Annotated in this window: 21 protein-coding genes; 10 read left to right on the forward strand and 11 right to left on the reverse strand. The window is 72.4% G+C overall.

Features of this window, described 5'->3' with window-relative positions; all coding sequences use genetic code 11:
• Positions 1-2: 2 nt before the first annotated feature.
• The 7 genes from NBW76_RS16690 to NBW76_RS16720 all read right to left on the reverse strand — a co-directional run bounded on the left by NBW76_RS16690 (position 3) and on the right by NBW76_RS16720 (position 4,252).
• Positions 3-533 carry an LPXTG cell wall anchor domain-containing protein gene (locus tag NBW76_RS16690; protein ID WP_055970065.1) on the reverse strand — a complete coding sequence of 177 codons (531 nt, stop codon included), beginning with the start codon at positions 531-533 and terminating at the stop codon, positions 3-5.
• Positions 534-693: 160 nt separating this feature from the next.
• Positions 694-1,011, reverse strand: coding sequence for a DUF1416 domain-containing protein (locus NBW76_RS16695; protein ID WP_055970068.1), 318 nt, complete (start codon positions 1,009-1,011; stop codon positions 694-696).
• A gap of 1 nt (position 1,012) precedes the next feature.
• Positions 1,013-1,861 (reverse strand): sulfurtransferase, encoded by an 849-nt coding sequence (locus NBW76_RS16700; protein ID WP_055970071.1) that lies wholly within the window; start codon positions 1,859-1,861, stop codon positions 1,013-1,015.
• Between the two features lie 67 nt (positions 1,862-1,928).
• Positions 1,929-2,372 (reverse strand): DUF4395 domain-containing protein, encoded by a 444-nt coding sequence (locus NBW76_RS16705; RefSeq protein WP_056552881.1) that lies wholly within the window; start codon positions 2,370-2,372, stop codon positions 1,929-1,931.
• 295 nt (positions 2,373-2,667) lie between these two features.
• Positions 2,668-3,129, reverse strand: coding sequence for a thioredoxin family protein (locus NBW76_RS16710; protein ID WP_056552884.1), 462 nt, complete (start codon positions 3,127-3,129; stop codon positions 2,668-2,670).
• Between the two features lie 33 nt (positions 3,130-3,162).
• Positions 3,163-3,966 carry a hypothetical protein gene (locus NBW76_RS16715; RefSeq protein WP_156364685.1) on the reverse strand — a complete coding sequence of 268 codons (804 nt, stop codon included), beginning with the start codon at positions 3,964-3,966 and terminating at the stop codon, positions 3,163-3,165.
• Between the two features lie 40 nt (positions 3,967-4,006).
• Positions 4,007-4,252: a MoaD/ThiS family protein gene (locus NBW76_RS16720; RefSeq protein ID WP_056552890.1), complete on the reverse strand. Its 246-nt coding sequence runs from the start codon at positions 4,250-4,252 to the stop codon at positions 4,007-4,009.
• 287 nt (positions 4,253-4,539) lie between these two features.
• Between NBW76_RS16720 and NBW76_RS16725 the strand changes: the two genes are divergently transcribed.
• Entirely contained in the window at positions 4,540-5,280 is a 741-nt protein-coding gene (locus tag NBW76_RS16725) for a response regulator transcription factor (protein ID WP_055970084.1), read from the forward strand.
• A 21-nt stretch (positions 5,281-5,301) separates the two neighbouring features.
• Here NBW76_RS16725 and NBW76_RS16730 read toward each other — a convergent pair whose 3' ends face one another.
• A complete protein-coding gene (locus NBW76_RS16730; RefSeq protein WP_056552893.1) occupies positions 5,302-6,069 on the reverse strand; it encodes a sulfite exporter TauE/SafE family protein in 768 nt (255 codons plus the stop codon).
• On the reverse strand, positions 6,066-6,773 hold the full coding sequence (locus tag NBW76_RS16735; RefSeq protein ID WP_055970090.1) for a FadR/GntR family transcriptional regulator: 708 nt from the start codon (positions 6,771-6,773) through the stop codon (positions 6,066-6,068). The genes NBW76_RS16730 and NBW76_RS16735 overlap by 4 nt, the downstream gene beginning before the upstream one ends.
• A 111-nt stretch (positions 6,774-6,884) precedes the next feature.
• Between NBW76_RS16735 and NBW76_RS16740 the strand changes: the two genes are divergently transcribed.
• From NBW76_RS16740 to mshD, 4 genes are all read left to right on the forward strand, one after another.
• Entirely contained in the window at positions 6,885-8,210 is a 1,326-nt protein-coding gene (locus tag NBW76_RS16740; protein ID WP_055970093.1) for an SLC13 family permease, read from the forward strand.
• 1 nt (position 8,211) lies between these two features.
• Positions 8,212-9,435: a CaiB/BaiF CoA-transferase family protein gene (locus tag NBW76_RS16745; RefSeq protein WP_056552895.1), complete on the forward strand. Its 1,224-nt coding sequence runs from the start codon at positions 8,212-8,214 to the stop codon at positions 9,433-9,435.
• On the forward strand, positions 9,432-10,892 hold the full coding sequence (locus tag NBW76_RS16750) for a carboxyl transferase domain-containing protein (RefSeq protein WP_055970099.1): 1,461 nt from the start codon (positions 9,432-9,434) through the stop codon (positions 10,890-10,892). Before NBW76_RS16745 ends, NBW76_RS16750 begins: the two co-directional genes overlap by 4 nt.
• A gap of 68 nt (positions 10,893-10,960) precedes the next feature.
• Positions 10,961-11,761, forward strand: a complete 801-nt coding sequence (mshD, locus tag NBW76_RS16755; protein WP_055970102.1) for a mycothiol synthase — start codon at positions 10,961-10,963, stop codon at positions 11,759-11,761.
• A gap of 12 nt (positions 11,762-11,773) precedes the next feature.
• On the opposite strand, the gene NBW76_RS16760 is transcribed toward mshD, so the two are convergent.
• A complete protein-coding gene (locus NBW76_RS16760) occupies positions 11,774-12,820 on the reverse strand; it encodes an alpha/beta hydrolase (protein WP_056552898.1) in 1,047 nt (348 codons plus the stop codon).
• Positions 12,821-12,943: 123 nt separating this feature from the next.
• Here NBW76_RS16760 and NBW76_RS16765 point away from each other — a divergent pair, with 123 nt between their 5' ends.
• Positions 12,944-15,088 carry an RNA degradosome polyphosphate kinase gene (locus NBW76_RS16765; protein WP_156364686.1) on the forward strand — a complete coding sequence of 715 codons (2,145 nt, stop codon included), beginning with the start codon at positions 12,944-12,946 and terminating at the stop codon, positions 15,086-15,088.
• A gap of 6 nt (positions 15,089-15,094) precedes the next feature.
• Here the strand turns inward: NBW76_RS16765 and NBW76_RS16770 are convergent, their stop codons facing one another.
• Positions 15,095-16,141, reverse strand: coding sequence for a hypothetical protein (locus NBW76_RS16770; RefSeq protein ID WP_056552901.1), 1,047 nt, complete (start codon positions 16,139-16,141; stop codon positions 15,095-15,097).
• A gap of 74 nt (positions 16,142-16,215) precedes the next feature.
• Here NBW76_RS16770 and NBW76_RS16775 point away from each other — a divergent pair, with 74 nt between their 5' ends.
• The 4 genes from NBW76_RS16775 to pstA all read left to right on the forward strand — a co-directional run bounded on the left by NBW76_RS16775 (position 16,216) and on the right by pstA (position 20,470).
• Complete coding sequence (locus NBW76_RS16775; RefSeq protein WP_055970110.1) at positions 16,216-17,127, forward strand: NUDIX domain-containing protein; 912 nt, start codon at positions 16,216-16,218, stop codon at positions 17,125-17,127.
• A 127-nt stretch (positions 17,128-17,254) separates the two neighbouring features.
• Complete coding sequence (pstS, locus tag NBW76_RS16780; RefSeq protein WP_055970113.1) at positions 17,255-18,355, forward strand: phosphate ABC transporter substrate-binding protein PstS; 1,101 nt, start codon at positions 17,255-17,257, stop codon at positions 18,353-18,355.
• Positions 18,356-18,440: 85 nt separating this feature from the next.
• Positions 18,441-19,391: a phosphate ABC transporter permease subunit PstC gene (gene pstC, locus NBW76_RS16785; RefSeq protein WP_056552904.1), complete on the forward strand. Its 951-nt coding sequence runs from the start codon at positions 18,441-18,443 to the stop codon at positions 19,389-19,391.
• A complete protein-coding gene (gene pstA / locus NBW76_RS16790; protein WP_056552907.1) occupies positions 19,391-20,470 on the forward strand; it encodes a phosphate ABC transporter permease PstA in 1,080 nt (359 codons plus the stop codon). Before pstC ends, pstA begins: the two co-directional genes overlap by 1 nt.
• The last annotated feature ends 5 nt before the right edge of the window (positions 20,471-20,475 follow it).

Genomic DNA, 20,475 nt, shown 5'->3' on the forward strand with positions numbered 1-20,475 from the left:
GGTCAGCTGCTGCGGCGGCGTTGGACCACGGCGCCGATGCCGGCGAGCACGAGCAGTGCACCGAGCACCAGCAGCCAGAGGTCGGTGCCACCGGTGCCGGGCAGGATGCCGGCCGCGTCGCCGGCGTCGGCGTCCGCGTCGGCCGCGGCGTCGCCGTCGTCGCCACCACCGACCACGACGAGCACCTCGGCGCTCACGGCGCCGAGGTCGCCGCACGTCGCGACGACCTGGGTGCTCCGGGTGCTGGAGGCGGCCGGTGCCGTGAAGGTCGCCACGAGCTTCGTCGTGTCGTCCTCGCTGAACGACTGGTCCTCGTAGCTGACCGTGATGATCGTGGGCTGGTCCGCCGTGACCGTCGCGGTGAACGTCTCACCGGGGGCGACCCGCGTCTTCGACAGCTGCAGGTCGCAGACGGTGGGCGGGTAGGGCGCGTCGGCCGAGGCGAGGCCGGCCGCCGAGGCGGGAGGGACCGCTGCCACGAGGGCGAACGCGGCCAGCGCGGAGGCGACCAGAGTCGCGACGATCTTCTTCATGACACTCCCAGGCGGTGACGGATCCCACGCGCACGCGGCCCCGTGGAGGAGCGTGCTCGACGGTAGAACGACGCTCGGTGCCGGAAGGTCACGCCCGAGGACGCGAAAAACCCCGGACCGGCAGGTCCGGGGTCTCTCGGGTCGAGCCGTGGTGCGTGACTCAGACGTGCACGGGCACCCGGTCGATGTCGACGACCACGTCGGCGACCACGCCGACCGCGGCCGCGACCGCGAGATCGACGGCCTCCGAGCGCGGCGCGAGCGTGCGCAGCGTCCACTCGCCGGGGCCGGCGAAGAACCGGAACTGGCCGGTCGCCGAGGTCGGGACCTCGGCGGTGAACTCGCCGGTGCGGTCGAGAAGACGCACGTAGGCGTTGCCGACCGGCTCGTCACCGCGGACGACGACGCCCTGGATGACGGCCTGGTTCGCGACGTCGACACCCTCGAGGCTGGGTCCGCCCTTGATCGCTCCGCACATGTCAGGCCTCCCCGCGCTCGTCGCCGATCGCCACGGGGACGCCCCGCAACGAGCCGTACTCGCTCCACGAGCCGTCGTAGTTCTTGACGTTCGGGTAGCCGAGGATCTCGTTGAGCACGAACCACGTGTGCGAGCTGCGCTCACCGATGCGGCAGTACGCGATGGTGTCCTTGCCCTCGTCGAGGCCGGCCTGGGCGTAGAGCTCCTTGAGCTCCTCGTCCTTCTTGAAGGTGCCGTCGTCGTTGGCGGCCTTGCTCCACGGGACGTTGCCGGCCGTGGGGATGTGACCGGCGATCTGCGCGGCCTCCTGCGGCAGGTGCGCCGGGGCGAGCAGGCGTCCGGCGAACTCGTCGGGGCTGCGGACGTCGATGAGGTTCTTCGTGCCGATCGCCTCGATGACCTCGTCGCGGTAGGCGCGCACGGACTCGTCCGGCTCCTGTGCGGTGTACGTGGTGGCCGGGCGGTCCGGGACGTCGGCGCTCAGCTCGCGGCTGTCGAGCTCCCACTTCTTGCGGCCACCGTCGAGCAGACGGAGGTTCTCGTGGCCGTAGTAGGTCAGGTACCAGTAGGCGTACGCGGCGAACCAGTTGTTGTTGCCGCCGTAGAAGACGACGGTGTCGTCGTTGGCGACGCCCTTCCTCGAGAGCAGCTCCTCGAGCTTCTCCTTGGAGATGAAGTCGTGGCGCACGCCGTCCTGGAGGTCCTTCTTCCAGTCCAGCTTGATGGCGCCGGGGATGTGGCCCTTGTCGTAGGCCTCGGCGTCCTCGTCGACCTCGATGAGGACGACCTTGGGGTCGTCGAGGTGCTCCTCGACCCAGTCTGCGGTGACGAGCGCGGTGTCGCGGCTCATGGTGATACCTCCGTGTGTTGACCCACTGGGCGTGGGGATGGGGCTGTGTGGTCGGGGTGGGTGGTGGTCAGGCGGGCTGGCGCGACGCGGTGGCGCGACGCGCGAGCAGGTAGAGCTCGCAGCCGAGGCAGAAGCCGACGGCGGCGTTGAGGAGCGCGGCCACGAGGGCGAGAGCCGTGGCCGCGTAGCCCACGGCGTCCGCTCCGGAGACGAAGCCCACGAGGGCGACGGCCACGAACGCGAGGCCGACCGTCTGCGCGAACCGCGGAGGGCGGGCGTCCTCGGGCTCGGCCGGCGGGCCGATGCGCGGTCGGACGAGCCGTGCGAAGGCGACCGCGTACGGCGAACGGTGCAGGTGACCGCTCGCGCCGATCGCGAACACGAGGCCCTGTGCGGCGAGCAGGACGACGGCGGCCGAGGTCGGCAGGACCAGGGCCAGCGCCAGCACGACCGACGTGATCGCCGCGGCGAAGCGTTGGCCGCGCGGGTCCACGTGCGTGGGACGTGACATCAGGAACTCCTGGAGGAGGTTGGCGCGCGCGACCGCAGAGGTCGACGTCGGCCGGGACAGGTCGGCTCGTGACCGCGGGTGTGTGCTCGCGGTCGATCAGCGAGGACGACAGAGCGCGGAGCGCGTGCGGCAGTGGTCCACCGCGAGGCGCCGCGTCAGGTTCGTCGAGCCGGTCATGGGACCAGCGTAGGCCGCGAGCGGCTGCAACCCTGCTTTCTGTCTCGCATGACGGACAGTCGTCTCACAGAATGGACAAGCCTGCCGAGGGACGTGGGTCCCGCCGGCGCGAGGCGCCTCAGGCGTCGAGGACCGCCACCACCTGGTCCCGACGCGGGAGACCGGACGCGCGGCTCAGCACCACGCCGTCGGCATCGACGACGAGCACGGTGGGCGTGCGCAGGATGTTCAGCCGTCGGACCAGGTCGAGGTGGGACTCCGCGTCGACCTCCACGTGCGCGACGTCGGCCCGGGTCGAGACGACGTCGGTGAGCAGGGCCCGGGTGGCACGGCACGGGCTGCAGAAGGCGCTGGAGAACTGGACGAGCGTGAGCCGGTCGCCCAGCGCCGCACCGATCTCGTCGGCCGTGACGCGCGGGACGTCCGCGAGCTCGCCCGACCCACCGGGCTCGACCGGGTCGGCGGTGCCCTCCGTGGCGGCCGCGGGACGGCTCGTGAACCGGCCGTTGCGCCGCTGCATCACGAGGGCGAGCAGGGCCGTGGCCACCAGGGCGGCGACGAGGACGAGGGCACCGGTCACCCGCCCAGGCTACGTGGACGGACCACGTCCGGATCAGACCACGAGGACCGCGAGCTGGGCGCCCAGGTGCGCCACCGGAGCCGCCAGGGCCACCGAGAGCGCCGCCGGGAACACCCACAGCTCCGGCCCCGAGGTCGTCCCACCGGCGGTCCAGGCACGGCCGACCACCTGGCCCAGCAGGGCGCACAGCGCCGCACCCGCGCCGACGGCCGTGCCGAGGACCCACGTGCCGGACCCGTCGACGACGAGGGGGACGGCCGCTCCCGCACCGGCCCCGGCCAGGACGGCCACCGACGCGAGCACCACGCGGTCGCCCGGCGCGGCCCAGACGAGCACGGCGACCGACAGCCCGACGCCGGCCATGAGGACCACGTCGGTCGACAGGGACGCCCGCGCTGCGGCCACCCAGCCGGCAGCCAGCGTGGCCAGGACGCCGAGCGTCACCGTCGCGGCGGCGGAGCGGACGAGGTGCTCCCGGCCGTCGCGGCGCAGCATCTGGGTGAACCAGGCGAGGGCCACCACGACCGCCACCCCGGCGAGGACGCCCGCGAGGACGCCGGACGACAGGAGCGCGTCGCGGGCCGCCCGCGTGCCGGAGGTCCCGGCGAGCAGGCTCGGGTCGAGGGCCAGACCGGTGGCCACCAGGCTGCCGGCCGCGACCGGCACGAACGAGCCCGAACGGACCTGCTCCAGGCCCGCCGAGGGTGGGGCCGCGGCCACCAGGACCTGGACGAGCAGGACGCCGGCGGCGACCAGCCACAGCTCGCCCGTGGTCACGGCGAGAGCGAGCAGCCCCGCGAGCGCGGTCGACAGCAGCGACGACACGAGGCGGGGCACCACAGCATGATGCCAAACCGGCCGGTGCCCCGCGGCCGGTTCAGCCACCGGCGAAGGGGGGCAGGAACTCGACCAGCGACCCCGGCTCGAGCGCGACGTCGGCGTGGTCGCGACCCCCGACCGGTACCTCGCCGACGAGCACGGAGCAGATGCCCAGGACGTCGGAGAAGCGCCGGTCCCCCGGTCGTCGTCGCACCACGGCGGCCTCGACCTCGGCCAGCGTGGCGCCGACGACGGTCTCCGTCTCGACGCCCGCGGCGGCACGCGCGGCAGCCCAGTAGCGCACCGTGACGCCGTCACGACCGCTCGCAGCGGCGAGTGTGACGTCGTTCTCTTCCGCGACACCTTCTGGTGATTCGTCCGACACATGCACTATTCTCGACCATGCGACGAGGCCACGGTGACATCACCTGGCCTCTTGTCATAACCAGCACCACCAGCACGCACGCAGCACCAGCAACAGCAACAGCACAGAAGCACTGACGCAGGCGGTCCCCTCGGGGTGACGCTCCGGACCGGTACCACCTGCGAGCGGCGGGCACCGCGCCCGCGGCGGAACGACGGAGGGACCTCGTGTCGCACCTCTTGCTCCTGACCAAGAGCACCCAGTCCTCGGTGGAGGTGCTGCCCGCGCTCGCGCTGCTGCCCCACCACGTCAAGATCCTCCCCGCCGAGGCGAGCGCGCTGATCGACGCGCCACCGTCCGACGCGGTCCTCGTCGACGGTCGCCACGACCTCGCCCAGGTGCGCAGCCTCACCCGAGTCATCCGCACGACCGGCATCGAGTGCCCGCTCGTGCTGATCCTCACCGAGGGCGGCCTCGCGGTCGCCGCCTCGGACTGGGGCATGGACGACGTCATCCTCACCACGGCAGGACCTGCCGAGCTGGAGGCACGCCTCCGCCTCGCCATGGGACGCGTGGCCGCCGGCCAGGACGGCGACGACGACTCCCACCTCATCGCCTCCAGCGGCCTGGTCGTCGACGAGGCCACCTACACCGCCAAGCTCGAGAACCGCACGCTCGACCTCACCTTCAAGGAGTTCGAGCTGCTCAAGTTCCTCGCCCAGCACCCCGGCCGGGTGTTCACCCGCCAGCAGCTGCTGCAGGAGGTGTGGGGCTACGACTACTTCGGCGGCACGCGCACGGTCGACGTCCACGTGCGTCGACTCCGCGCCAAGCTGGGCACCGAGCACGAGACGCTCATCGGCACCGTGCGCAACGTCGGCTACCGCTTCGTCGCCACCACCCCCGACACCGAGGAGCGTCCCTCACAGGCCGCCTCGAGGGTCCCGGGTCCAGGCGCCCGCGCCTGACGGACCACGACGCGCCGCAGGTCAGCCCCGCAGCATCAGGGCGGCCACGGTGACGCCGGATGCCACGACGAGCGCACGCAGGACCAGGTCGGGCAGGCGTCGACCGATGATCGACCCGACGTAGCCGCCGCCGACGGACCCGGCCCCGAGCAGGAGCACGACGGTCCAGTCCAGGGGTGCGACGAAGACGAAGATCGCGGTCGCGACGAGGTTGGACGCGAGGATCGCGCCCGTGCGCAGTGCGCTGATCACGGCCATCGGCAGCTCCAGCCCGAAGGCCAGCACGGCGATCATCATGACGCCCTGCCCGGCGCCGAAGTAGCCGCCGTAGACCCCGCACGCCGCGGTGCCGAGCCCCACGCCGGCGCCCACCCGCGGCGGGCCGGTCACGTGGTCGGGGCCCCGCCGGGACCGGACCCGTCGCGAGATGAGCGGCTGCGTGGCCACCAGCGAGCAGGCGAAGAGGATGAGCCAGGGCACGGCCGACTCGAACACCGAGGAGGGGAGCCGCAGGAGCAGGAGCGCGCCGACCACGGCGAACAGGCCGCTGAGCCCGAGCACGGTCGCGGTCACGCGAGGGTGCAGGGAGAGCTCGCGGCGGTAGCCGAAGGACCCGCTGAGCCCGGCCGGCACCAGTCCCACGGTGTTGGAGGCGTTGGCCGTGACGGGCGGGACGCCGAGCGCCACGAGGACCGGGAAGCTCACCAGGGACGCCACGCCGATCGACGCGGTGGCGATGCCCGCACCGAAGCCCGCCGCGACGATCGCGGCGACCTCCCCCGCGCTCACGCGGGTGGTTCGCGCAGGATCGCGACGTCGCTGACCTGCTCGACGTGGTCGTGCATGGCTCGCGCCGCCTCGTCGGCGTCGCCGGCGCGGATGGCGGCCGCGATCCGTCGGTGGGCGGCGAGCGAGTCGCGGGGCCGGCCGGGCTGGCCGAGGGACTCGATGCGGGTCTCGAGCACGAGCTCGCTGATCTCGGCCATCATGCGGGCCAGCAACGTCGAGTGCGCGGCGGCGGTGACGGCGGCGTGGAACTGCTCGTCGCCGGCGACGCCGCGACCGCCGGCGTCGATGTCGGCCTCCATGCCGTCGAGCGCGGCGTCGATGGCGTCGGCGTCGGCGTCGCTGCGGCGCTGCGCGGCGAGCGCGGCGATCTTGGTCTCGAGCGCGTCGCGGGCGTCGATGACGTCGGGCAGCCGCTGGGCGTGCTCGCGGATCGCCTCGGTGATGCGCCGGACCCCGGAGCCCCCCGTGAGGATCGCGCCGTCGCCGTGGCGCACCGTGACGGCGCCGACGACCTCGAGCGCGACGAGCGCCTGGCTGACCGTGGCGCGGCTGACGCCGAGGCGCGTGGCGAGGTCGCGCTCGGGCGGGAGACGGTCGCCGGCGCCGAGCCCGTTGTCGGCGACCCACGTGGCGATCTGCTCGGCCACCTGCTCGTAGAGGCGGGGGCGCGCGACCGGTCGGAGGCCGTCGTTCGGGGAAGCCATGGAGCCAGGGTATTGACAATCGGCTCAGATGACTATTGGCTAGGCCACTGATCCATCGGGGGTGACTCCCGTCACACGGCCCTCGTCACGACTGCACAGGAGGCTCCCGCCATGGGACCGGAACTCATCGCGATCATCGCGCTCGTCGCGCTGTTCGTCATCGGCACGCTGCTGCCGATCAACATGGGAGCCCTGGCCTACGTGGCCGCGTGGCTCGTCGGCATGTACGCGCTCGACCTCGACGAGAAGGAGATCCTCGCCGGAGTGAGCGGCGACCTGATCCTCACCCTGATCGGCGTCACCTACCTCTTCGCGATCGCGAAGAACAACGGCACCGTCGACCTCATCGTCACCACCGCCGTGAAGGCGGTCGGCGGGCGCGTCGCGCTGATCCCGTGGGTCATGTTCGCGGTCACCGCGCTCCTGACGTCCATCGGCGCAGCGAGCCCCGCGGCCTGCGCCATCATCGGCCCCATCGCGCTCGGCTTCGCCGGCAAGTACAAGATCAGCCCGCTCATGATGGGCATGTTCGTCGTGCACGGCGCCCAGGGCGGCGGCTTCTCCCCCATCAGCATCTACGGCACCATCACCAACTCGGTCATGCGCGAGAACGGCCTGCCCGTCAGCGAGATGACGGTGTTCCTCGCCAGCCTCGTGGTCAACCTGGTCATGGCCGCCATCCTGTTCTTCGCCCTCGGCGGTCGCCGCCTCATGTCGCAGCGCATCGAGCCCGGCGACGACGACACCCTGACCGCCGACCTGCACACCGGTGGCGCGAAGGTGACCGCCCGCGGCTACGGCGTCGACGCCCCCACCGGCACCGCCGCGACGGGCGTCCGCACCGACCAGGTGCTCACGCTCGTCGCCTTCGTGGGCGTGGCCGTCGTGGCCCTCGCCTTCGACAAGAACATCGGCTTCGTGGCCATCACCGCCGCCGTCATCCTCGCCATGCTGTCGGCACAGGAGCACAAGGGCGCCGTCAGCCAGATCGCCTGGCCGACCGTCCTGCTCGTGGCCGGTGTCAGCACGTACGCCGCGATCCTCACGCAGGCCGGCTCGCCGGAGTACGTCGGTGGCTGGGCCGCCGGCCTCGGCGCCGTGGCCATCGGCGCCCTGATCCTCTGCTACGTCGGCGGCGTGGTCTCGGCGTTCGCGTCCTCCACCGCGCTGCTGCCCGTGATCGTGCCGATCGCCATCCCGCTCATCGTCGACGGCGGCATCCACCCGGCCATGTTCATCGCGGCCCTGGCCATCAGCTCGACCATCGTCGACGTGAGCCCGTTCTCCACGAACGGCGCGCTCATGCTCGCGAACCGGCCGGACACCGTGACCGAGCAGGTCTACTACAAGCAGATCCTGACCTACAGCGTGATCGTGGTGCTGGTGGGTCCGCTGCTCGTCTGGGCCGCGCTCGTGCTGCCGGGATGGGGGGCCTGACATGACGAGCTCCGGACCGCTCTCGGACCTGCTGGTCGTCGACCTCTCCCGCGCTCTCGCCGGGCCGCACGCCACGATGATGCTGGGCGACCTCGGCGCCCGCGTGGTCAAGATCGAGGCCCCCGGCCACGGCGACGACACCCGCGGATGGGGTCCCCCCTTCCGCTGGCCCCACGCCGACGGGCACGTCGGCACGGCCGACGAGGCCGACCCCGACGTGCAGCGCGAGTCGACCTACTTCCTGTCGGCCAACCGCAACAAGGAGTCGGTGGCGCTCAACCTCAAGGACGAGGCCGACCGCGACGTCTTCCTCGCGCTGGTCGACCGCGCCGACGTGCTGGTCGAGAACTTCCGCACGGGCGTGCTCGAGCGTCTCGGGCTCGGCCTCGACGGCCTCTGCGAGCGCAACCCCCGCCTCGTGGTGCTCTCGATCACGGGCTTCGGGCACGACGGGCCCGAGGGGGGCCGCTCCGGCTACGACCAGATCGCCCAGGGCGAGGCCGGGCTGATGTCCATCACGGGCTCCTCGCCGGACGACCCCCAGAAGGTCGGCACCCCGATCTCGGACATCCTGGCCGGCATGTACGGCGCCTACGGCGTCATGACCGCGCTGCACGAGCGGGAGCGGACCGGTCGCGGCCAGGTGGTGCGCACGTCGCTGCTCGCCGCCACGGTCGGCGTCCATGGCTTCCAGGGGACCCGCTGGACCGTCGCGGGCACCGTCGGCCGGGCGCAGGGCAACCACCACGCGTCCATCTCACCGTACGGCCTGTTCCGCTGCGCCGACGGAGCCGTGCAGATCGCCGTCGGGAGCGAGGGCCTCTGGCACGACTTCTGCGCCGGCTTCGACGTCGACCCCGACCTCGAGGGCTTCGCGACGAACCCCGAGCGGGTCGCCCGTCGCGAGGAGGTCGTCGAGCTGGTCGAGCAGGTCTTCGCCGACTGGAAGGCCGAGGACCTGCTCGCGCGGCTCGCCGAGGTCGGCATCCCCGCCGGCAAGGTGCGCACCCTCGACGAGGTCTACGCCTGGGACCAGACCCACAGCCAAGGGCTCCTCGTCGACGTCGAGCACGCGACCCTGGGTAGCGTGACGCTGCCGGGTCCGCCGTTGCGGTTCTTCGACGGCGGCGGGGTCGAGACGACCCGCACCGACCACCAGGCACCCCCCACGCTGGACCAGCACGGCGGCTCCGTCCGTCGCTGGATCGACGAAGGAGAACGATGACCGAGCGTCAGAGCGGTGGGCGGATCGGCGCCCACGACCTGGTGGAGCTCGTGCTCGACCCCGGGTCCCACGAGTCCTGGGACGAGCCGATCGACGTCTCGGGCTACTCCCCCGAGTACCGCGCCGCGGTCGAGAAGGCCGCGGCACGGGCCGGCACCGACGAGTCCGTGATCACCGGGCGGGGCCTCGTGAAGGGCCGGCCCGTGGCCTTCGTGCTCAACGAGTTCGGCTTCCTCGCCGGATCCATCGGTCGAGCCGCCGCCCAGCGCATCACGAGCGCCGTCCGCCGGGCCACGGCCGAGGGCCTGCCCCTGCTCGCCTCCACGGCCTCGGGCGGCACCCGCATGCAGGAGGGCACGCCCGCGTTCGTGCACATGGTCGACATCTCCCGAGCGATCATGGACCACCGCGCGGCCGGTCTGCCCTACCTCGTGCACCTGCGGCACCCCACCACCGGCGGCGTGTTCGCCTCGTGGGGCTCGCTCGGGCACGTCACGGTGGCCGAGCCCGGCGCCCTCGTCGGCTTCCTCGGGCCCAAGGTCTACGAGCTGCTGGAGGGTCGGCCGTTCCCGGCCGGCGTCCAGGTCAGCGAGAACCTGGCCGAGCGGGGCATCATCGACGAGGTCGTGCTGCACGACGAGCTGCCGATGGTCGTCGACCGCGCCCTCGGCATCCTGGTGGACGCCGCAACGGAGTCCACGCGGGACCGCCGCCCGGGTCGCGAGCCCGACGCCGAACGTCGCCTGAGCACGTGGGAGTCCATCGAGCTCACCCGCGGCGAGGGACGCGCCGGGGTGCGCCACCTGCTCCGGCACGGCAGCGACGCCACCGTGCGGCTGCAGGGAACCGACGAGGGCGAGCGTGACAGCGCGATGCTCGTGTCCCTGGCGCGCCTGGACGGCGTCCCGTGCGTCGTGGTCGGCCAGGACCGCACCACCCAGACGCCCGCCAACCCCATGGGGCCGGCAGCGCTGCGCGAGGCACGGCGCGGGATGCGTCTGGCCCAGGAGCTGGGCCTGCCGCTCGTCTCCGTCATCGACACGCCGGGCGCCGAGCTCTCCCCCGAGGCCGAGGAAGGATCGATCGCCGGCGAGATCGCCCGCTGCATCGCCTCGATGTCGACCCTCACCGTCCCGTCGGTGTCGGTGCTGCTGGGCCAGGGCTGCGGTGGCGGCGCGCTCGCGCTCCTGCCGGCCGACGTCGTGGTGGCCACCGAGAACGCGTGGCTGTCGCCCCTGCCGCCCGAGGGTGCGAGCGCGATCGTGCACGGCGACGTCGACCACGCGCCCGAGATGGCCGAGCAGCAGCGCGTCTCGGCGCTCGACCTGCACGAGCTCGGCACCGTGCACCACGTGGTGCCGGAGCCGGCGGACGACACGCCGGAGGCGCTCGCGAGCGCGGTGGCGGCCGAGGTCGGCCACCAGCTGCGTCGGCTCGCCGACCTGCACCGCGGCTGACCCCCGCGGCGCGCCGACCACGGACCCGGTGCGCCGCGGGGTCTCGCACCCCGCGTCATCATGGAGGCATGAGCCTGTCCGACCTCGCCCGTGCCGCCACCGACGTCGACGGCGTGGAGCCCCTCAACGAGGCGACCCGCATCGCGCTGCGGGAGGGCGACGAGCCCCGCGTGCTGCTGGAGCGCGACGAGGTGGCGGCCGCGGTCGCCTTCTCCGACGCACCCGCCGAGCTGGTGGTGCATCCCGACCACCGCCGCCAGGGCATCGGCCGGGCGCTCCTGGACCAGCTGGTCGACCGCGGGGAACGTCGGCTCTGGGCGCACGGCGACCTGCCCGCCGCACAGGCGCTGGCCGCCTCGGCCGGGTTCACGCCCGAGCGCACCCTGCTGGTCCTGCGTCTCGTGCTCGGCGAGCAGGCCCCCCAGGAGCGGGCGATCGAGGGCGTCACGCTGCGCGGCTTCCGTCCCGACGACACCGACGCGGTCGTCGCGGTGAACGGGCGCGCGTTCGCCCACCACCCCGAGCAGGGCGCCATGGACCGCGCCGACTTCGAGCGGCGCGCTGCCGAGCCGTGGTTCGACCCCGCAGGCCTGTTCGTCGCGGAGGACGAGCGGGGCGAGGTCGTCGGCTTCCACTGGACCAAGGTCGAGGGGGACACCGGCGAGGTCTACGTCGTGGGGGTCGACCCGGCCGCGCACGGCCGCGGGCTCGGCACCGCCCTCACCGCGCGCGGTCTGCGCCACCTGCACGAACGGGGCCTGCGGACCGTCGACCTCTACGTCGAGGGCGACAACGACGCCGCCCTCACCGTCTACCGTCGGCTCGGCTTCGTCGAGCACGCACGCGACACGCTCTACGCCCGCGCGTGAGCGGCGCCGACGTCAGCTGAGACCGCGCTGCAGCGCGGCGGCGGCCCGGCGCATGGCCCGCGGCGCGGAACGACCGATGCCCACCATGTTCGCGAAGCCGTGGATGAGCCCGCGCTCCTCCACGTGCTCCACCGTGACGCCGGCGGCCCGCAGGTGCTCCACGTACGCGGTGCCCTCGTCGCGCAGCGGGTCGAAGCCCGCCGTCACGACGTAGGCGGGTGCCGCTCCGGTGGCGTCCTGGCGCAGCGGGGACAGTCGCGCGTCGGCCCGGTCCTCGTCACCGGCCAGGTAGCTGTCGGAGCACAGGTCCATGAAGGCCTTCGTGAGCAGGTACCCCTCGCCGAGGAGCGTCCGGCTGGGGAGCTCCTCCACGAAGTCGGTGGCCGGGTAGATCAGCAGCTGGAAGGCCGGGGCGACCACGTCGTCGGTGCGGGCGGCGTGCTGCGCCACGAGGGCCGAGAGGTTGCCGCCGGCACTGTCGCCGCCCACGGCGATGGCGGACGGCTCGATGCCGAGGCCGGTGGCGTGCTCGGTGACCCAGCGCCAGGCAGCCCACGCGTCCTCGAAGCCGGCCGGGAACTGCGCCTCCGGCGCCAGGCGGTAGTCGACGGAGACGACCCGCACCTGCGCCTCCTCGGCCAGGAACCGGCAGACGGCGTCGTAGGCGTCGAGGTCGCCGTAGACCCAGCCGCCGCCGTGCAGGTACACGAGCGCCGGCGACCGGCCGCTGAGTCCTCGGGGCGTGTAGAAGCGCAGGGCCAGCGGTCCGCCGGGGCCGTCGATGGTGCGGTCGGTGACCGCACCGATCGGCTGGGCGCCGCCGAGCATCTGGAAGGCCTCGGTGTACATGCGACGGCCGCGGGTGATCGACAGGGTCTCCACGGCGGGGCCCTGCAGGCCCATGATCCGCAGGAGGAGCTGCATCTCCGGATCGAGCGTGCGGCCCTCGACGGTGCGGGGCCGACCGGCGAGCCGCCTGATCACCGGCGTGGGGAGGGAGAAGAGGCCTTGGGCGCCCTTGGCCTGCACCAGCGCCAGCAGCTTCGTCGTCGACACCATGCGCGCACCATAGCGCCCCACGTCGGTCCATGACCCCCGTGTCCGCCGCGACGTCGGCGTCCGTCGAGCCCGGCACACGTCGTCGTTCAAGCACTGTTCACCTGGGCTTGCGACACTCGACGTGTGGACACCACCGATCTGGACCTCCCCGCGGTCGAGACACCCGCATCACCCGACGAGTTCGACGTCGACCCGCCGTTCGACCCCGCCGACGGCGAGCTGCCCGCGGACCGCTTCCTCGACCGAGAGCTGTCGTGGATCGCGTTCAACGCCCGGGTGCTCGAGCTCGCCGACGACGCCTCGCTGCCCCTGCTCGAGCGCGTGCGCTTCCTGTCGATCTTCGCCAGCAACCTCGACGAGTTCTTCATGGTGCGCATCGCCGGCCTCAAGCGCCGCATCGCCGCCGGCGTGGCCGTGCCCTCGGCCAGCGGCTTCCACCCCAAGGACGTGCTCGCCAGCAGCCTCGAGGCCAGCCACGGCCTGATGATCGAGCAGGCACGCGCCTTCGCGTCCGACGTCGTGCCGGCGCTCGCCGAGGCGGGCATCGCCCTCGTCCGCTGGGACGACCTGACGCCGAGCGAGCGCGCCGACGTCAGCGCCACCTACCGCGACCGGGTCTTCCCGGTGCTCACGCCGCTGGCGGTCGACCCGGCCCACCCCTTCCCCTACATCTCCGGCCTCTCGCTGAACCTCGCCCTGGTGCTGCGCAACCCCGAGACCGGCAAGCAGCACTTCGCGCGCGTCAAGGTCCCGCCGATCATCGACCGCTGGATGCCGACGAGCGACGGTCGCCACGTCCCCCTCGAGGACGTCATCGCCGCCCACCTGGACCTGCTGTTCCCCGGCATGGAGATCGTGGCCCACCACGCGTTCCGCGTGACCCGCAACGAGGACCTCGAGGTCGAGGAGGACGACGCCGAGAACCTGCTCAAGGCGCTCGAGAAGGAGCTGCTGCGGCGCCGCTTCGGCCCGCCCGTGCGGCTGGAGGTCGAGGAGACGATCGACGCCGAGGTGCTCGACCTGCTCGTCTCCGAGCTGGGCATCAGGCAGGACGAGGTGTTCCGTCTCCAGGGTCCGCTCGACCTGCGCAGCCTGGGCGAGATCGCCGACCTCGACCGTCCCGAGCTGAAGTTCGACCCGTTCGTCCCGGGCACCCACGAGCACCTGGCGGAGGTCGAGACCGCGAGCCCCGCCGACCTCTTCGGCACGCTGCGTCGCCGCGACGTGCTCGTGCACCACCCGTACGACTCCTTCGCCACGAGCGTGCAGCGCTTCATCGAGCAGGCCGCCGCCGACCCGCACGTGCTCGCCATCAAGCAGACCCTCTACCGCACGTCGGGCGACTCCCCCATCATCGACTCCCTCGTCGACGCGGCCCGTGCGGGCAAGCAGGTGCTCGTGCTCGTGGAGATCAAGGCCCGCTTCGACGAGCAGGCCAACATCCGCTGGGCCCGCAAGCTGGAGCGCGCCGGCTGCCACGTCGTCTACGGCCTGGTGGGGCTGAAGACGCACTGCAAGCTGGCGCTCGTGGTGCGCGACGAGCCCGACGGGCTGCGCCGCTACGCCCACCTCGGCACGGGCAACTACAACCCCAAGACCGCCCGCCTCTACGAGGACTTCGGGCTGCTGACGAGCGACCCCGACATCACCAACGACCTGCTCGAGCTGTTCAACGCCCTCTCGGGGTTCGCCCACCAGAGCGAGTACCGCAGCCTCATGGTGGCCCCGTCCGGCCTGCGCGAGGGCCTGCTGGAGCACATCGGTCGCGAGATCGAGCACCACCGGGCCGGACGGCCTGCCGGGATCTCGTTCAAGGTGAACTCCCTCGTCGACGAGGGCGTCATCGACGGTCTGTACCAGGCGTCGAGCGCCGGCGTCCCCGTGCGACTCGTCGTGCGCGGCATCTGCACGCTCCGACCGGGCGTACCGGGGCTGAGCGACAACATCGAGGTGCGCAGCGTGCTCGGGCGCTACCTGGAGCACAGCCGGGTCTACTGGTTCGCCGGTGGCGGAAGCCCCGAGGCCTGGATCGGGTCGGCCGACCTCATGCACCGCAACCTCGACCGCCGTGTCGAGGTGCTGGTGCGGGTGCCCAGTGCCGAGCACGTGCAGACGCTCGGTGACCTGCTCGCCAGGATGGCCGACGACGCCACCAGCTCCTGGCACCTCGGCGCCGACGGCACGTGGACCCGCCACGCGACCGAGCGCGACGTGCAGACCGAGCTGATCGCCCGCGCCAAGCGCCGCCGCAGCCGCGCGACCTCCTGAGGCCGTTCAGCAGGCGGCGAAGAGCAGGGCACCCGTGCCGAGCATGAGCACGGTGCCGTCGGCGGACCGGTCGAACGACAGCGCCACCGTGGCCTGGTCCACCGTGGCGGAGGGGTCGCGCAGCTCGTCCTCCACCTGGCCGGTGCGCCCGATGAAGGGGCCGGTCGCGAGCCGCTCGCGGATCGGCGCCTGCTCCCGGGCGGTCGAGACGTCGTCGAACGTCATCGCGAAGGTCGCGGTCTGTGCGCTGGCGCCGGAGCCGCCGCGGTCGTTGAGGGACCGTCCCGCGAACGAGTAGGCCTGCAGACGGCCCTCGCGCGCCTGCGCGGCGTCGGCGGCGGCGCGGTCGGTGTCGGGCACCGCGGCGGCGTCGCACCCCAGCGAGCCCGCCTGCAGCAGCACGGTGTCGGCGCCGGCCAGGGCCTGGGCGGTGTCGGCCGCCTGGCGCACCGTGGCGAGCGACGCGTCGCGGCCCGTGGCCGTCCGCACGACCTGGTCGGCGGCCTCGGGCGCGGTGGCGGCCACCAGCACGCCGGCCGAGCGCACGATCCGCACCGCGGTGAACTGGTCACCGAGACCGTTCTCGGTGAGGTCCTGCGGCGTGGCGCTCCACCCGTCGCCGTCCTGGTCGAACCCGGCCTCGCGAAGACCGTCCTCGACCTCGCTCCAGGACAACGCGTCACCGGGTGCGACCACCAGGACCCCGGCACCGAGGTCCTGCACGAACGCCTCCCAGTGGACGTCGTCGGTCGACCAGCCGAGCGCCTGGGGCACGGCCTCGCCGATGTCGGAGAGCGCCGACCGCGTGGCCAGGTCGCGCGTGGCGGGATCGGCCACCCCCGAGTCGCGGATGCGGTCCCAGTCGGTGAAGCCCAGCACCGTCGTGTCGGCCGGGGCGACCGCCAGCGCCGACGCCAGCGGCCCGCGGACGTCGGCCCGCCCGAGGACCTGCTGCCCCGGTCCCGTGACGGCCCAGGCCACCCCGGCGGCGAGCGCGAGCACCACGAGCGGGACGACGGCGAGCACCACGGCCGACGGGCTCCTGCGCACCACCGGACCACCTCCTCGTCGTCTCGCCAGGTCGGTTCGTCACCGTCTGGACACCTTGGACGTGAACAATACGAGGCATGTCACGTGAACGTCCGCTGACCGCCGCCGGCGCCGTCACCTGGAGGCGCGCCACCCCTCGTCCCGACGACACGAGTCGACGCCCCGTCGAGCTCCTCCTCGTGCACCGTCCGCGCTACGACGACTGGACGTTCCCGAAGGGCAAGCCCGACCCCGGGGAAGACCTGGTGACGACCGCGGTCCGCGAGGTCGCCGAGGAGACCGGGCAGCGGATCCGGCTCGGCCACCCGCTGCCCGACACGCAGTACCGCGTGGCCGGCGGCCCCAAGCGGGTCAGCTACTGGGCGGCCCGTGTGGTCGGCCGCACCGAGACGCCCTTCGTGCCGAACCGCGAGGTCGACGAGGTGCGGTGGGTGCGGCCGGGGCACGCCCGCAAGCTCCTCAGCTACGACCACGACCACGACCTGCTCGAGGCCTTCCTGGACCTGCGCGACGACAAGGCCCACCGCACCCGCACGCTCGTCGTGGTCCGCCACGGCAAGGCGAGGGCGCGCGAGAGCTGGTCCGGGGAGGACGCGCTCCGCCCACTGACCCTCGTCGGCGAGCGCCGCGCCGAGGCCCTCGTGCCGATCCTGCAGGCGTACGGGGTGCGGCGCGTCGTCACCAGCCCGGCCGAGCGCTGTGCGGCCACCGTGGAGCCCTTCGCCCGGTCCATCGGCGCGTTCCTGAAGATCGACGACCGACTCACTGAGGACACCCGCCGCTCCGACGTGCGCCGCTGCGTCGACGCCGTCCTCGACGCCAAGCCCCCCGCCGTGATCTGTGGGCACCGCCCGACGCTGCCGTGGGTGTTCGAGGCGCTGGGGGTCGAGGCCCCCGACCTCGCCCCCGGCGAGGGGGTCGTGCTGCACCACCGCCGCGGGAAGGTGCTCGCCTCCGAGCCGCTGGGGAGACCTGCGTCACCCCGCTGACCAGCGACGAGTCCGCTTCCTTCGCCCATCGTTCACCAGCCGTTCACCGTCCTACGGGTCCCGATACACCTGGCTTCCCTAGCGTCCACGACGACAGAAGCATGTGATCATCGAAGGGACACCCCCCGTGAACCGCACCACGCTGCGTGCAGCCGCCCCCGCGGCACTCGCTCTCACCCTCGCTCTCGGACTCTCCGCCTGTGGCGCCTCCAACGAGGGCGACTCCGGCTCGGGCTCGGGCGACTCGTCGCTCTCCGGCACCCTCAACGGTGCCGGTGCCAGCTCGCAGGAGGCTGCCGTCGGCGCCTGGAAGGCCGGCTTCCAGTCCGCCAACAGCGACGTGACCGTGAACTACGACCCCGCCGGCTCCGGCGCCGGTCGCGAGCAGTTCATCGCCGGTGGCGTCGACTTCGCCGGCTCCGACGCCTACCTCGAGGACGACGAGCTCACCAAGGCCCAGGAGCGCTGCGGCGGTCCGGTCGTCGAGGTCCCCACCTACGTCAGCCCCATCGCGGTCATCTACAACCTCGAGGGCGTGGACGAGCTCAACCTCTCGCCCGAGAACATCGGTGCGATCTTCGAGGGCAAGATCACCAAGTGGAACGACTCGGCCATCGCGGCCGACAACCCCGACGCCGACCTCCCGGACACCACGATCACCCCCGTCCACCGCTCGGACGACTCGGGCACCACCAAGAACTTCACCGCCTACCTCGAGGCCGCCTCCGGTGGCTCGTGGAGCGGCGGCGAGGTCGAGACCTGGCCGATCAAGGGTGGCGAGGCCGCTCAGGGCACGTCGGGCGTCGTCCAGGCCGTCACCAACGGCAACGGCACGATCGGCTACGCCGACGAGTCGCAGGCCGGTGACCTCGGCCAGGCCAAGGTCAAGGTCGGCGACGAGTTCGTCGAGGTCAGCCCCGAGGCCGCGGCCAAGGTGCTCGACACCGCCACCGAGGTCGAGGGCCGCGACGCCACCGACATCGCCCTCGACATCGAGCGCGACACCACCGAGGCCGGCGTGTACCCGATCGTCCTCGTGTCGTACATGATCGGCTGCGAGTCCTACGACGAGGCGCCGAAGGCCGACCTCGTCAAGGGCTGGCTCGAGTACGTGACCAGCGACGAGGGCCAGAAGACGGCCGCCGAGCAGGCCGGCTCCGCGCCGCTCACGGCGGACTTCGCCAGCAAGGTCGCCGAGGCCGTCGGCGCCATCAAGGCCGCCAGCTGATCGGATCCGGTCCCCGACCTCAGGCCCCCGCGGGCCGGGTCGGGGACCGGACCGGCTCGTCTCCCCCCTACCCGGAAGGACCGTCGTGACCTCGAAGCTCGCCCCCGAGCCTCCCCAGGCCCGCCGCGCCCCGACGCGCCCCGGCGACCGAGTGTTCTTCGGCCTCTCCTTCGGCGCCGCGCTCCTCATCCTGCTGACGCTCGCCGGCGTCGCGCTCTTCCTCACCGTCGAGGGCATCCCCGGCATCACGGCCGCGCCCGACGAGGTGAAGAGCGGCCAGAGCTTCGTGCCCTACGTGTGGCCGCTCGTCTACGGCACGCTCCTCGCCGCCGTGCTGGCCCTGCTGATCGCCGTGCCGGTCGCCATCGGTGTGGCGCTGTTCATCTCGCACTACTCGCCGAAGCGGCTCGGCTCGGTCTTCGGGTACGTCATCGACCTGCTGGCCGCGGTCCCGAGCGTCGTCTACGGCGCCTGGGGCATCATCTTCCTCGCCCCGGCGATCGTGCCCTTCTACCGGTGGCTGAACGAGAACCTGGGCTTCATCCCCCTGTTCGCCGGACCGCCGTCGCCGACGGGGAGCACCATCCTCACCGCCGGCATCGTGCTGTCGATCATGATCCTGCCGATCATGACCGCCATCTGCCGGGAGATCTTTCTGCAGACCCCGCGCCTGCACCAGGAGGCCGCGCTCGCACTCGGCGCCACCCGCTGGGAGATGGTCCGCATGGCCGTCTTCCCGTACGCGCGCTCCGGCATCGTCTCCGGCGCGATGCTCGGCCTTGGCCGCGCGCTCGGCGAGACGATGGCCGTGGCCATGGTGCTCTCGCCCGCGTCGGTCGTCACGGCCAACCTGATCAGCTCGACCAACCCGAGCACGATCGCGGCCAACATCGCCCTCAGCTTCCCCGAGGCCAGCGGCCTGACCGTCAACGCGCTCATCGCCTCCGGCCTCGTCCTGTTCGTCATCACCTTCGCCGTCAACTTCGCCGCCCGCGCGATCGTGGACCGGCGCAAGGACTTCTCGGGAGCCAACTGATGACCACCACCGAACCCCGTCCCCAGCGCTCCCGCGAGACCGAGGAGCTCCTCGACTCCCTGCGCGGCGCGACGCTGCCGCTCTGGGCGCCGCGCGTCGTGGTCGGAGCCGCTGCCACGGTCGCGGTCCTGGCCTCCCTCTCCGGCATCGGGCCGGTCCGGGGCGTGCTGCTCGGCTGGTTCCTCACCTTCGCGCTGCCGATCTGGTCGCGCCTCGTGGAGGGCAGTCGCAAGGCCGTCGACCGGCTCGTCACGCTGCTGGTCTACTCCGCCTTCGGCCTGGCCCTCATCCCGCTCGCCAGCATCATCTGGACCGTGCTCTCGCGCGGTGTTCCGGTGCTCTCCGGCGAGTTCCTCAACGCCTCGATGCGCAACGTCGTGGGCGAGGGCGGCGGCATCTACCACGCCATCATGGGCACGCTGCTCATCACCGGCGCAGCGACGCTCATCAGCGTGCCGATCGGCCTGTTCACCGCGATCTACGTGGTGGAGTACGGCGCCGGCAAGAAGATCTCCAGCTGGATCCGCTTCCTCGTGGACGTCATGACCGGCATCCCGTCGATCGTGGCCGGCCTGTTCGCCTACGCCCTGTTCGTCATCTTCTTCGGTGAGGGCGTGCGCATGGGCATCGGCGGCTCGGTGGCCCTCTCGGTGCTGATGATCCCCGTGGTGGTGCGCTCGAGCGAGGAGATGCTCAAGCTCGTGCCGAACGAGCTGCGCGAGGCCGCGTTCGCCCTGGGTGTGCCGAAGTGGCGCACCATCGCGAAGGTCGTGGTGCCCACGGCCCTGGCCGGCATCGTCACCGGCATCACGCTCTCGATCGCCCGTGTGATCGGCGAGACGGCCCCGTTGCTGATCATCGCCGGCGCCACGGACTCCACCAACTTCAACCTCTTCGACGGACGCATGGCCACGCTGCCGGTGTTCGCCTACTCCTCGATCCGCTACCCGGGCGTCCCGCCGGAGTTCAGCATCGACCGCGCATGGGGAGCGGCGCTCGTGCTGCTCGCCCTCGTGATGCTGCTCAACCTCGTCGCACGTCTCGTGTCGTACTTCTTCTCACCCAAGGGCGAAAGGTAAACCCC

The organism is Aeromicrobium sp. Leaf245 (genome assembly GCF_942548115.1).
GTDB lineage: Bacteria > Actinomycetota > Actinomycetes > Propionibacteriales > Nocardioidaceae > Aeromicrobium.